13 protein-coding genes are annotated in these 13,190 nt (G+C 34.1%); 7 read left to right on the forward strand and 6 right to left on the reverse strand.

Annotation, left to right across the window (positions count from 1 at the left end):
* Positions 1-98: 98 nt before the first annotated feature.
* Positions 99-1,166 carry an NAD(P)-dependent glycerol-1-phosphate dehydrogenase gene (locus SMAR_RS04865; RefSeq protein ID WP_011839229.1) on the forward strand — a complete coding sequence of 356 codons (1,068 nt, stop codon included), beginning with the start codon at positions 99-101 and terminating at the stop codon, positions 1,164-1,166.
* A 12-nt stretch (positions 1,167-1,178) separates the two neighbouring features.
* Here SMAR_RS04865 and SMAR_RS04870 read toward each other — a convergent pair whose 3' ends face one another.
* Positions 1,179-1,982, reverse strand: coding sequence for a peptidylprolyl isomerase (locus tag SMAR_RS04870; RefSeq protein WP_011839230.1), 804 nt, complete (start codon positions 1,980-1,982; stop codon positions 1,179-1,181).
* Between the two features lie 371 nt (positions 1,983-2,353).
* Between SMAR_RS04870 and SMAR_RS04880 the strand changes: the two genes are divergently transcribed.
* Positions 2,354-2,662: a hypothetical protein gene (locus tag SMAR_RS04880; protein WP_011839231.1), complete on the forward strand. Its 309-nt coding sequence runs from the start codon at positions 2,354-2,356 to the stop codon at positions 2,660-2,662.
* Here the strand turns inward: SMAR_RS04880 and SMAR_RS04885 are convergent.
* Entirely contained in the window at positions 2,657-3,142 is a 486-nt protein-coding gene (locus tag SMAR_RS04885; protein WP_011839232.1) for a DUF1947 domain-containing protein, read from the reverse strand. The genes SMAR_RS04880 and SMAR_RS04885 overlap by 6 nt on opposite strands.
* A 164-nt stretch (positions 3,143-3,306) precedes the next feature.
* Between SMAR_RS04885 and SMAR_RS04890 the strand changes: the two genes are divergently transcribed.
* The gene (locus SMAR_RS04890; protein ID WP_011839233.1) at positions 3,307-3,534 is read left to right on the forward strand and encodes an LSM domain-containing protein; all 228 of its coding nucleotides are present in this window, start codon (positions 3,307-3,309) and stop codon (positions 3,532-3,534) included.
* A 40-nt stretch (positions 3,535-3,574) separates the two neighbouring features.
* A complete protein-coding gene (locus SMAR_RS04895; protein WP_011839234.1) occupies positions 3,575-3,763 on the forward strand; it encodes a 50S ribosomal protein L37e in 189 nt (62 codons plus the stop codon).
* A gap of 14 nt (positions 3,764-3,777) precedes the next feature.
* On the opposite strand, the gene SMAR_RS04900 is transcribed toward SMAR_RS04895, so the two are convergent.
* Both SMAR_RS04900 and SMAR_RS04905 read right to left on the reverse strand, forming a co-directional pair.
* Positions 3,778-5,307 carry a hypothetical protein gene (locus SMAR_RS04900; RefSeq protein ID WP_011839235.1) on the reverse strand — a complete coding sequence of 510 codons (1,530 nt, stop codon included), beginning with the start codon at positions 5,305-5,307 and terminating at the stop codon, positions 3,778-3,780.
* Between the two features lie 54 nt (positions 5,308-5,361).
* Positions 5,362-6,891: an alkaline phosphatase family protein gene (locus SMAR_RS04905; protein WP_244372330.1), complete on the reverse strand. Its 1,530-nt coding sequence runs from the start codon at positions 6,889-6,891 to the stop codon at positions 5,362-5,364.
* A 357-nt stretch (positions 6,892-7,248) separates the two neighbouring features.
* Here SMAR_RS04905 and SMAR_RS04910 point away from each other — a divergent pair, with 357 nt between their 5' ends.
* Positions 7,249-8,373: a glycosyltransferase gene (locus SMAR_RS04910; RefSeq protein WP_011839237.1), complete on the forward strand. Its 1,125-nt coding sequence runs from the start codon at positions 7,249-7,251 to the stop codon at positions 8,371-8,373.
* A gap of 106 nt (positions 8,374-8,479) precedes the next feature.
* Positions 8,480-10,039, forward strand: coding sequence for an alkaline phosphatase family protein (locus SMAR_RS04915; protein ID WP_011839238.1), 1,560 nt, complete (start codon positions 8,480-8,482; stop codon positions 10,037-10,039).
* Positions 10,040-10,043: 4 nt separating this feature from the next.
* Here SMAR_RS04915 and SMAR_RS04920 read toward each other — a convergent pair whose 3' ends face one another.
* On the reverse strand, positions 10,044-11,183 hold the full coding sequence (locus tag SMAR_RS04920; RefSeq protein ID WP_011839239.1) for a glycosyltransferase: 1,140 nt from the start codon (positions 11,181-11,183) through the stop codon (positions 10,044-10,046).
* Positions 11,184-11,186: 3 nt separating this feature from the next.
* Positions 11,187-12,185, reverse strand: coding sequence for a glycosyltransferase (locus SMAR_RS04925; protein ID WP_011839240.1), 999 nt, complete (start codon positions 12,183-12,185; stop codon positions 11,187-11,189).
* Positions 12,186-12,424: 239 nt separating this feature from the next.
* Between SMAR_RS04925 and SMAR_RS04930 the strand changes: the two genes are divergently transcribed.
* The gene (locus tag SMAR_RS04930; RefSeq protein ID WP_011839241.1) at positions 12,425-13,048 is read left to right on the forward strand and encodes a nitroreductase family protein; all 624 of its coding nucleotides are present in this window, start codon (positions 12,425-12,427) and stop codon (positions 13,046-13,048) included.
* Positions 13,049-13,190 lie beyond the last annotated feature (142 nt).

Raw genomic sequence — 13,190 nt, forward strand, 5'->3', positions numbered from 1 at the left:
ACTTATAAGCTATTATGAATGATAACTTATTACCCATTATAAGTATTAACATATTTCTAGGCATTAATAATAATAGTTTCTCGTAGGAAGGTGCATACTTGTTGAATAGAAGCATACATGAAATAACATTGCCTCTGAAAGTAATTATTGGATCTAATATTCTCGATAAAATACCGGACTACCTACTTAAAATGAAGCTTACAAATCAATATAAAGCAGGAATAATAACGGGTCCAACAACATATAATGTAGCTGGTAAAATAGTAGAGGAAGCAATGAAGAATAACGGATACATTGTAGAAGTATGGAAAGCTAGAGATGCTAGGATAGAAACAGCTAATCAAATAGTTGAGGAAACAAAAAAGCATGGTATAAAGATCTTTCTAGGAGTGGGAGGAGGTAAATCAATTGACCTAGCAAAATATGCAGCATATAAAAACAATGGATACATGATAAGCGTTCCAACAGCTGCAAGCCATGATGGAATAGCGTCTCCATTTGCAAGCCTGAAAGGAACAAGTAAACCAACAAGCACGCCAACAACTACACCATACGCTATAATAGCTGATATAGACATGATCTCGAAGGCGCCGCCAAGACTGATAAGGTCAGGAGTAGGAGACTTATTAGGGAAGCTAACAGCGGTGAAAGATTGGCAACTAGCACATAGACTTAAAGGAGAATATTATGGAGAATACGCTGCTCAACTAGCATTATTATCGGCTAAACACGTTATTAGATACCATGAACTGATAGCTAGTGGAAACCCCGACGGTATAAGAATAGTTGTTGAAGCACTTATTAGTAGTGGAGTAGCAATGTGCATAGCTGGTTCAAGCCGTCCAGCAAGTGGATCAGAACACTTGTTCAGCCACGCACTAGACCTACTAGCACCAGGTAAAGCATTACATGGAGAACAAGTAGCGCTAGGAACAATTATGATGCTCTACCTATACGGCGATCCAAAATGGAAAAAGATCAAGAGGATAATGAAGAAAATAGGATTACCAACTACAGCAGAAGAAATAGGTATTCCAATAGAAACAATCGTGAAAGCATTAACAATTGCACATAAGATAAGGCCTAATCGTTACACAATACTTGGAGAAAAAGGATTAACTGAAGAAGCTGCTTGGAGACTTGTCCGAGAAACAGGTATTATATAAAACCTAGAGTAATTATTGGGATCCCTGCTCACTTGTTTCTTGACTACTTAATTCCTCAACTTTCTCCTTCTCTTCAGCCACCTCTTCCTTCTTCTCTTCCGCAACTTCCTTTTTCTTCTCCGCCTTCTTAAACTTGAATACTTCTTGGAAAACTACTTCATCAACATCTTCCTTGAAGAACTCATATATGCTTGTTGCCAAGGATACCTTAGCATATTGTAGATCTTTCCTCGTAATATACTTTGTCGGAATACTAATTATTACTTTCCTCTCCTCAGACACATAGTTAATCTCTAATTCGTCACCAGGTATTTGTAGATACCTAACAGCTAACGCTCTAATCTTCTCCACTAAATCTTCAAGCTTACCTACAACTTTAACCTTGTATATTAGTGTTTTACCGGCTAATGGATGATTAAAATCAACAACTACTCGTCCACCACTGATACTCTTAACAATTCCCTTAACACCGCCAAAATCTATTACATCACCTACTCTAACCTTGAGGTTCCTCCTCCTAAACTCTCTCATGCTAAAAATCCTAACCTTACTGGGATCTCTTTGTCCAAAAGCTTTCTCCGGAGGAACCTCGATAATTTTTTCCTCACCAACATTCATTTCCTTAATAGTATCCTCTACAACCTTATTGATCCAGCCCTTACCGAGAACGATCAATGCTGGTCCATAGATTCTTCCAGACTCATATATGTTCTCCTTCTTAGCTAATGCTTCATCTGTAGTATCAACTACGTTACCAGTTTCTTTTACACGAACCGTATACTCTATTAGTATGAAGTCTCCCTCATTAAACCCCATCTTTCAACCCCTCTAATACTAAACAGTTTGTGGTTGCCCGTGCTTTATGATGCGCGGGCTTCCCCCTCTTGGGTCGGGTTTTCATTCCTTCATTGAGGAGGCTATCGGGGCTCCACACAGACCACATAGAGCCCTTCATCTGCATTTCACAAACCATTATATTAGTGAGGGGTTTATAAAGCAAATCCAATAACCACAACTTTCATAATTTCCAAAATAACTTAAGTAAATAGTCTAACTCATTAAATAAGGTCATTAAATCTTATAAAAACATATTGTGGACAACTTACTTATAATGTTAAATATTAAATATGATATATTCATCTATAAGGAAAACCTATTGAGCCTATTAAAATAATAGATGAACAGTCTTGAAGAGAGATACGACTAAGCAAATAGTGTTGTTAGTGATTATTATAGGAATAATCATATGCGTGGCAACTATCATTATAAATACTGGGTTACGGCAGAGAATAGAATACTATGAATCCTCTCAAGGAATATTTGTGCGGGCAATTAATAATTCTGCCGAAAAAGAATATAGGGAATTAATAGAGGAGAGAAACGCTATGTTAATGATAGGATTATTAGGATTCATAATTAGTATTGGGGGATACGGAATATATAGGGGGATGATATCGAAGGATTATGCGGAGACAATGGAGAATAATGATTCATAATATATTCCAGAAAATATCTCCTATTCTATGAATATTCTCGACAACTCTACCCCTCTTAATCTTACCAGACACAATATCGTCGGAATCAACCAGAGCTATACCTATAACAAAGGGTTTACGATACTTCTCCTCTGCAACAACTACTACGTCTCCCTTCCCAAAAACCCCTATTATCTCACGTATACCTGGCGCCATTAAGTCAGCGCCTCTAAGCAGTGGTTTGACAGCGCCCATATCAACAATTATTATGGGAATTTTTAAGTTAGGGTTTCTGAGAAGGTATTTAAGGTGGGGGATCCATTTATCTTCGTAAAATATAAATGCTGGCACACCATTTATAACTAGTATTTTAAACTTGTTCTTCTCCTCAAATATTTCGACAACATCATTCTTACCCACACCTATACTACCATATCTCTGCTCCAACTCCTCAAGCAACCGTTTACGCTCACGCTTAGATAACACATATCTTCTAGGCATCGAAGAACACCTCATAAATGAATCTTTTAAAAGCATAATAAATTATATTAACGACTAGATATGCTTAGATACATAACGAGATATAAAATATAAGCAGATAGGAAACTTAATCAATAAATTATGTAAGCAACAATAAAACAAATAGGATTAAAGGGTGTATATGCTTGGCTGAAACAGCACATAAGATCTTATTAGAACACCTCGGAGACATAGTCTTAATAAAGCTTAAAGGAGAACGAGAAGTCCGCGGAAAACTAAAAAGCTATGATCAACACCTGAACATTGTCCTAGACGATGCAGAAGAAATAAAAGAAGATGGTTCAACTAGAAAACTGGGAACAATCGTTATCAGAGGAGACACAGTAATATTAATCTCACCCATCAAAGACTAAAACAAAATAATACAATAACGCATAGGAGGCGATAACCCCTATGGGAAAAGGAACACCAAGCATGGGCAAACATGGAAGAAGCAAAACACATATAAGATGTAGAAGATGTGGAAGACACGCATTCAACGTAGCAAAAGGATACTGCGCAGCATGCGGATTCGGAAGAAGCAAGAGAATAAGAAGATATAGTTGGCAAAACAAGAAAGTAAACAGAATAAGGATCAGGTAAAACCCTAATAGATACTAGATAATCTCCTCTAAAACCCTCCTCACAAACCCCCTAAACCAAGGAGACAATAAATACAAGACTACAAAGTAGATAGCGAGAGAATAACCAGCCATAATTAATACATAGATATAGTCTCTATATATACTCTTAACCACAATATTCGAATAACCCGTAACAAATCCAAAAATAGAAAAACAAGTCACACCAATAATAGAAGCTATCACTTCTCTCCAAGGAACACTATACTGTATCTTCTCAATACTCCTATGATAAAAAATAACTAGCAAGGGAATATAGGCAATTATATAAGCTATCGGAAACGGTATAAGCAAGAACACTATATTTCTTATTCCTAAAACCACATACATAAACATAAATGCCACTGCTCCTGCCGAAATATATGATATATTCGCTAAAAAGACATGAAAAGGATTCTTAAACAAAACAGTCTTCCTTAATTCACTACCAGAAAACCTGAGATCAGCCTTTTCCAGAGCAGTACTAATAGACGAGAAAAACCCTGCAAACACATCAATCAACGCAGCAATAGTGTAAAGTATAAGTAGTATCTGAGCATTCAAATATTCTCTCCTAAAAATACTAAGCACTGTCCGCGAATACGTAATGAACCCCCCACCAACAAGAAACGTTATTATAACTAATATACGGAACACGTCTTCTACATCACTACGACTACCAGATCTTAATAGTCTTGATGAAAGACTTCTCGCAAAAGATCCCCTTCCAAAAATAAAGCTCCTACTAACATAAGACACACCCAAATAGGCGGAAAACAATGTAGAGCTAGTAAATAATGTTGTAAAAAGTCTTTCTATAGAAGTTTTTATTTGTTGATTTATCATCTGAATAAACGGAATATATGCATTTTTAAATAAAACCACTATATCCTCCCTACTGAAAACAGGACGTGGCAATCCAGATAAACGAGCTAAGAAGAACAGAGCTAGCAAATTATCTAATAAGAAAACAATAACTAGAGAAGCTAAAGCACCAATAACGCCTAATTTTAAAACAACAACAAACATATATGCTGATAATACCCTGAAAGTTTCACCCACCATACTAATGTAGGCAACCAAATAAGGCTTCTTAGCATAAAGTATGGATTGAAAATAAAGATACAAGCTCTGACCAGTAAATATTAAACCAGCAATAACACCATACAAATATACTTGAAAACTAAGAAATAACAATGAATAAATCATCATAAAACCAATAATACTATAAATAATAGTCAATGTAAACGCTGCAAAAGACAACCCATACCTTCCACGAGCATAGAAACGAAAAGCCCAAAAATTCCACAGAGAATTAACTGGAATAAAAAAACCTATGAAAGCAATGATAAATGTAAACAAACCATACTCTGTAGGTGGAAGCCTGCGAATCACAATAATGGAAAACAATAATGACGTAAATGCACGATATATTACATAAGAATAATTAACTAATGAAGAATACCTAACCCTAATAGATCTTATCTCGTCATAATCAGTCATAACATTATTATTGTTAAGGCTCATTCTGATATGAAGCCCTCCACAATCAAGTATTTCTAATAATAGATTAACCAGTCCTTATTTTCTACTTTTAAGAAATCTCATTGCAAATATTCTCTTATTCAAATTCCAAAGATTTATGTATTTATCAGTATACTTTACATTCCCATTGAAAACCTTCTCAACCAATTCCTTATCATCAATCCAACTACTCAACGGAAAACCTAACCACCCCATTATAAGTGAGGCGACAGCAGTATTATTAATGATCTCATTCAATATTTTATATCCACCAAGATCTTTCATAATAAAAACCCCTAACGGATGATGATGAAGTCTACATTTTCTTCTATATATTTTATCATAAACTTTTAAATCAGTAATCCAGTATCCCATATCAAAGTCAGGGTAAAGATATATATCTGGTAGATCTTTTAGATAAGGTCCCGAGAAAATTTGATCTTTTAGCCATACATGCTTTATTCCCTTATACTTTTCTAAAATCTTAACTATTTCAACGGGGCTAACATTATATTTTTTCTTGTTAAGTATTATACCAAATGAGGTTTCACCAAATAAAAACGCTTTCGATTCCTTATGATCTACTTCGGGAAACTTAAGCTTTATTTCCCTTTCAAATAAATTCTCATATATCTTTAAAATGGCTTTAGCTAAATGTTTCAAAACAGGTTTTCTAACAATTTTAACAAGTGGATTATTTAGAGGAATTAACAACAGCGGTTTGTTTTCTTCTGGTAATAATTTAGAATATTTTTCTATGCTAGAAGATAATCCTTTTTCTGATAGCTTTATAAAGCCATGTTTATATAATATAGTGTTCACAGCAATAGTTTTATTATAGTAGGAGAAACCATGATCAGATACAATAACCACGTTGTCTGTTATATCCTTTAATAGTTTAATAACGGAATCCAGCTTTCTGAAAATAATTTTTTCATGTTTCAATACTGTTTTATCTAGGACTTTGAATTTCCTCTCTCGCTCACTTGCTAAATGTAATATTCTATCTGGTATCTCAAAATTCACCCAAATGAGTTTGTAATCGAATTTCTGTACTAAATTCTCAATAATGCCGATTCTGTAATCTAGATCATCAATGTACTTTATTAAGAAATCATTAAGGGACTTATATGTGTATCGTCTATATTCAGTTAAATATTTTTGCAGAAACTTCGGGTAGGCTGTGGGTTTAGGAGTGAAGAAAGAAAAAGAAATAACATGCATTGTATTAGATACTGGTATGATAGGATAGGAAGGAACAGGATTTATCATAAGAACAAAGTGTTTTAGTATTGCAATCATTTCATGTATTCGAGGATGTCCTAGATCCAAAGCATTAAATAATCTAGTTCTTTCACTATTGTATTTGAAGAAATCATATATTCCATGCTTACCCAAATTAACCCCACTCATCAGACTAGGCCAGGAGGAGGCTGTTTCCGGGGGAAAACAGTATATATTAGTGTTTACATCAGCACTTGTAACAATGTATTTAAGGTTTGGCATTTCACCCGAATTTACCATTTTATTCAAGTATAGCCTTCCTAATCCATCCAATCCAATAACACTAACACTTCTTTTATTCATAACGATATCGCCTTCCAAACGTCAGTACATGTTTAAACAACTTAGATTCTCCTATCAAAGATTACTATTAACTTAATCATGGATAATATAGCATTTACTATAATATACCAAAATATATTTAGTGTTTTAAAGTAGATATAGGTCTCTATAAGAAGCTTTTCTAACACATTACCATTCTATATATCTATTCTATTATATATTTATATTGGTTTAATTTCAATGTATTAGAAGAATAAGATCTCTTCGAGTTTACACTGGTTTATAGTATTTTAATTCTTCCCCGATTATAGTTTATAGGGACATTATGCTTATAACTACTTATTATATATTATTGGTAAAAAATATTGGTGTTGAAGTGTGAGAATAGCTATAGTTCATCATGATCTAAATTTTTTGGGTGGTGGGGAGAGATTATGTCTTACAACTATTGAAGCTTTCAAAGAGTGTGGTTGGAGCGTTGTATTAGCTACCCTCAAACAAACTGATTGGTCAAGAATATCACATATATGGGGCCGTGTTATTAAACCAGATGAAGAGATTATTTTTTCAATTCCTATAAAAGGTTTTACTATTTATAAACGTTTATTAAGCTCTTTTATGTTTTCAATGCTTAGAAAGGATGTAGATTTGATAATTAATACTTATGGAAATCCTATACTAACCAATGCTGATATAACATATATGCATTTTCCAACTTTTGCATTATGGGATGAAAGTCATCGTAAATATGAAGAAGGCTTCTGGAAATTGTATTTTACTCCATATTATTTAGTGTCAAGAAAATTGGTTGAGAGGAGACTGAATACATTGATACTGACAAATTCTAAGTTCACTGCCGCAGTAATAAATAAGTTATTCAATCGTAGATCCTTCGTGGTATATCCGCCTGTAAATGTTAATAAATATATTCAGCTAGAAGGAAGAAGAGAAAATAACATTGTATCCATTGGTAGATTTTCACCTGAGAAACGTTATGAACTAGTTGTTGAGATCGCTGAAAAGCTAAAAGACTTTCAATTCTATATAATTGGTTCAATAGCTAATACAGAGGAGAAAATGTATTATGAAAAAATTAAAAATATGATAGAGGAACGGGACTTAAAAAACATAGAGCTCATACCAAATGCTCCTGATGAAAATGTAAGGAAGATATTATCCACCAGCAAAGTCTACCTACATTGTATGGTTAACGAACACTTTGGAATAGCTGTGGTTGAAGGTATGGCATCAGGACTAGTACCTGTAGTTCATAGAAGTGGTGGTACATGGCACGACATCGTTGAACATGGAAAATATGGTTATGGATATACAAGTTCGAATGAAGCAATTAAAATGATCAGGCATGCAATATATAATTATGAAAAAATGAAGCCTCTAGCTAGGAAGCGATCACTTGTCTTCAGCAGAGATCGTTTTAAGAAGAAAATAATATATATAGTAAGAGAATATGTTCGACTCGCTAATCTTTCACCGAAGAGATAAAAAGGGGGAGCTTAACAAAACAAGATAAGCTAAGACTTTACGAAACAAATTAAATAATTAGAGACTACAGTATGATAAGACAAAAGAGGAACATAAGGCAACAAAAATGTATCTAAATAAAATCGATGAGAGACTAGTAATCCTAGGTCTTGATGGTATGTCTAGAGAGATATTATTCTATGGTGTTGAGAAAGGATATATGCCTACCTTGAAGAAGCTGATCTCTAAGGGGATGGTTTTAAGGGATATGGATTGTATACCTCCATTAACACTTCCTTCTTGGACTTCTATTATGACTGGTGTTAATCCTGGGAAGCATGGAATATTTGATTTCTTCAAGTATAGAATAGTCTCTGAGAATAAATGGATTGCAGAACTAGTATCGGCGAATGAATTAGAGCATCCAAGAATACATGAGACCATAGGCCTATTAAATGGTAAGACTAGAATGTTTCTATTAAACATTATTCCAGGATACCCATTAATACCTTTTAGGAACGCTGAGATTTTACAAATGGGTTTCTTTGCTCCAAAGATCTTATCAAGCCCCCTTAATATATTGGATGAGTATAGAGACTATATAGACGCTGCTAATAAGATTAAATTCTATAAGTCCGTTGAATGCGAAGCACTGAAGAGGGGCAGAGAACTTCTTGAGGTATATCACGGAATAATAGAGAAAGCACTGAGAAAAAACTATGACTTCTACTGGTTTGCAACCCCCTTCCCCGACTCTATTCTCCATAAATGCAATATTGCAGCTAAGAAATTATCCATGCTCAACAAGATCTATTCCGAAATAGATAAGATAATTAAAGACATTACATTATCCATTGGAAACCTCATAATTGTATCGGATCATGGATTCAAATATTACAGGGGAAGAATATATGTGAACAGAATCCTATACGAGGAATCATTCATTACAAAGCCTCCTTCCAGTAAAGAATCGGGATCAGTGGATACTGTTAGTAAGAGCACAGATACAAAAATGTTCCATGTAAGAGGCACACTATACAAAATAGCTTCCTCCAAGCTGTTAAGACCTTTGTCGAGAGCATTATTAAGAATAGCTAGAAAACTATTTTCAAAATTTGGATATAATCTTGTATTAGAGTACGAGACTGGAATAGATTTTACTCGTTCCAAGGCTTTCATACCTGCGGATAAAGCAACAGCACCGCCTAGATTCTATATAGTATTAAACGATAACAATCCAGAAACTATTAATAAATTAAAGATGATCCTGAGAAAATATAATATAGTAGTTAAACAACCACAAGAAGTATTCGAGGGACCCTATGTAAACAGAGCTCCTGGATTAATCATAATTCCAGGCCCCAGTGATGATAAAGCTATATTATCCGGAACAATTTATTCACAGAAGATCTCTAATAGAGGCATAGCAACTCATTCTAGATACGGCATATTTGGTGCATATTTCGAAGACAACGTGTTTAACCTAGATTTATTACCGAATCCTGTTCCTAACACTATACCGGCACCGATCGCATTATTGTTCTTGGGATACCCGATAAGCCATTTAACTGATCATATTGAGTTATTGGAGAAAATAGCAGGTAATGTGAGGACAGTTAATGTTGTTGGTAGGTGGAGGATGTATAAGAAACTATATGCTCTAAGAACTAAGATGCTTAAACAATAATTGTTTAGCTTGTAATAGAATCCATTATCTTCTTAAATCTTGTATGGAATTTTTCCCTACTAAACTCTTTGGAAGCATATTTATGTATTTTCCTAAATATTTTTGGATAGTTTTCGAGGGCTTCCCATATTTTCTCGATTGCTTCATCTATAGTTCTATACGAGTATCCATACTTATCTCTCTTAATAATATCATAGTATGCTCCGCCAGATCTATGAATAACAGGGACTAGTCCAGCAACCATTCCTTCAGCTACAGCCATTCCAAAATGTTCATATTTCATAGTATGCAATAATACACGTGAATGTATTAATAATTCTAATAGTTCTCTACGAGAAGCATTAGGGACTAGTGTCAAGTTTGATAAGTTATGTTTATGTTTTAAAGCAAGTATTTTTAGGAAATAAGATTTATTCCTTGGATTACTAACGCTTCCAACAATAATGAATCTTAAGTTTCTTAATCTCTTAGCAATCTCAACAATAAACTCATAGTTTTTCTCTGGCGAAAACCTACCTATTGAAACTATATTATAGGGTTCACTACCTTTTTTCTCAAAATATGCTTTTCCAAAAAACTCAACATCGATAGGTGGATATACTACTTGAGCGTCTATGTTAAGCTTGAGCTTGATGACTGCTCTGCTAAAACTAGAATTACATAAAACAATTGAGTTCTCAAAGCTTGGGATTAGATGTCTTCTTAAAAGATCATATCCTGCAAGATATATTTTGTTAACTAATGAGCTAATACTTCCATGTTTATAAGGGTAGAATTCTTCGGCTATAAAACCTGGGAAATGCATATATACTATATCGGTAGCTATGGGTAATGCGTCTCCATGAGTATTAATAACAATATTGAATCCCCGCTTGATCTTTAACTCCATGATTTTAGAAGCTATTAAACGAGTATAAATTGTAAATTTCCTTATATGGAATGGGAGCAAGTAATAGTATTCATGAGGTAAAGTTTCAGATTCTATATTGAAAACCTTGATTAATTGTTTCCAATTAGTAGGCTCCACCGTAAATAGTTTCACATAATAGTTCATTTTCTTCAACGATTCGATAATAGCTAAAGATACCTTCTCCGCACCACCTAAACCGCTTAGACTAGTATGTATAACCAATGCTTTCCTCATACTTCACAACTCGTTGAGTCTATTTATTATCCTCTTCAATTTTTCTATGCTATTCCTAGATAATGTCTTCATCTTATCTTTTAGAGCAACTATTTTTCTCTGCAGGTAAAATATACACTCATCATTATTCAAACATGTATCTAATAGTTTTCTAAGAGAGCCTTCCTTGTAGGTATAATATAGCGTGCTACCACCTAGAATCTTACCCAGTGTACGTGTATAACTTGTAATAAACGGTTTCTCGAGCGCTATAGATTCCCATATACTTGAAAGCATTGTATATTCTCTAGTAGTCCCTGTAATTACCAGTTTTGAATGTTTTAAGATCCAGTAGTATTCTTCGCTTCCTATGTAGCCTGTTAAAACTATTTTATCACTGCTTCCTCTCCTAATTTTTTCAGCTAATTTCTTTCTTCTATTATAATTACCTGTTAACAATAACTTATAGGTTCTACTAGTGGTTGAAGACAGGAATTCCCTAACGATAAATTCTAGGTTTTCATCAGGATCCCATGCTGCTGGGAAAACTATGTATTTTAATGGCTCGACATCTATGTTAGTAGGTTTTTTAAGATTTTCAGGAATTTGAGGGAAGGGATCGTATACAGTAATCACTCTACCCGGATCTAATCCTTTATATTTAATTAAATATTCTCGGAAAGGCTCATTATGTGCTATAACTAGTTCACAGTATTTGAGAAAATTATGAAATGGTTTATTAAGGATAAGGCTTTTCCAAGAATCATATATGGAGAATCCTGTATGAACATCTGCTATGATACTATAGTGATGTTTTTTCTTGTATATAAATGAACTAAATAACAACGGCCCCTGAGGCAATTGGAGAATTATTGTTTTAGGTCGAAATTCTAACAAGAATTTTTTGGTTTTAAAATATGCTTTTAAATATGGGGGTCTATCAGGTATAAATAATAAGTAAGAGTTAAGCTCCCTAGATAACTCAATAGTTCTTCTACCAATCCTGCCCCAAGCTAAAAACATTGTTTTCACTTTGTTTCTGCCCCTCACAATTGATTCGAGAATATAAGATGTGTTTCAAATAGTTAAAAATATCTTCAAGAACATGGTCTTCATTTTCTAAAATCTGATAGTCAATATACTATGATAGAACTATAATAGAGATTAGGAACTTATAATTCCCCAGCAATGATTTCGTTTATATGTCTCTATTAGAGCATAGTGTTAAGTAAATAAAAAACATTGATGGATGTGTTTGAGAATTGAGCCGGGGGATTCGAAGAGATAAGTTCTTGTTGGAGCTGGCTAGGAGAAGAAAAAGTATTAGGAGATTTAAAGCTGGAGTAGAGATTCCTTTAGCTCGTGTACTTGAAGCAATTGAGGTTGCTCTTGAAGCCCCTTCGGGAATGAATTGTCAGCCTTGGCAATTTATAGTTGTGAGTGATAGAGAATTAAAGCATAGAATTAGAATTGCTTGTGAAGAAGCTGAGAAGAAGCTTCATGGGAACGTGAGAGGTGAATTCAAGAAATGGCTTGAGCAGAGAAATATAACTTGGGAAAAACCGTTTTTGGAGGATGCGACTTATCTAATAATTGTGTATGCTGATAAACATTGTCCATATACAATTCAATCAACGTGGCTAGCAATAGGATACCTATTACTGGCTCTAGAGGAAAACGGTCTTGCATCATTAACATATACTCCCCCCGACGCTGAGAAAGTGAATAGTTTACTAAAGGTTCCTAAGAGATATAAGTTAGAAACCATAATACCAGTAGGGTATCCCTTAGAGGAGAAAATAAAAGAACCCAGAGAACCCCTCATTAATAAGGTATACTTGAATAAATGGGGTAAACGAATAATTTTGAAAACTATGAATACTTGAATTTATAATATAACATTCTTAAACCATTAATACCTAAATAAATTATGCCCATCCATCTATTCTACATGGGAAACTATTAATGAATACGGCAAAAATATATAACAGGGTCCTGTATTGATTCATTATATGAAGACTTAAGGGT

This window comes from Staphylothermus marinus F1, assembly GCF_000015945.1.
Lineage (GTDB): Archaea > Thermoproteota > Thermoprotei_A > Sulfolobales > Desulfurococcaceae > Staphylothermus > Staphylothermus marinus.

What these genes read in the sequence shown, in the direction of transcription:
- SMAR_RS04900 (WP_011839235.1), bottom strand. Translation starts at nt 5,307, where the DNA reads ATGAGCCTTAACAATAATAATGTTATGACTGATTATGACGAGATAAGA.
- SMAR_RS04915 (WP_011839238.1), top strand. Translation starts at nt 8,480, where the DNA reads ATGTATCTAAATAAAATCGATGAGAGACTAGTAATCCTAGGTCTTGAT.
- SMAR_RS04925 (WP_011839240.1), bottom strand. Translation starts at nt 12,185, where the DNA reads ATGTTTTTAGCTTGGGGCAGGATTGGTAGAAGAACTATTGAGTTATCT.
- SMAR_RS04870 (WP_011839230.1), bottom strand. Translation starts at nt 1,982, where the DNA reads ATGGGGTTTAATGAGGGAGACTTCATACTAATAGAGTATACGGTTCGT.
- SMAR_RS04905 (WP_244372330.1), bottom strand. Translation starts at nt 6,891, where the DNA reads ATGAATAAAAGAAGTGTTAGTGTTATTGGATTGGATGGATTAGGAAGG.
- SMAR_RS04895 (WP_011839234.1), top strand. Translation starts at nt 3,575, where the DNA reads ATGGGAAAAGGAACACCAAGCATGGGCAAACATGGAAGAAGCAAAACA.
- SMAR_RS04920 (WP_011839239.1), bottom strand. Translation starts at nt 11,183, where the DNA reads ATGAGGAAAGCATTGGTTATACATACTAGTCTAAGCGGTTTAGGTGGT.
- SMAR_RS04885 (WP_011839232.1), bottom strand. Translation starts at nt 3,142, where the DNA reads ATGCCTAGAAGATATGTGTTATCTAAGCGTGAGCGTAAACGGTTGCTT.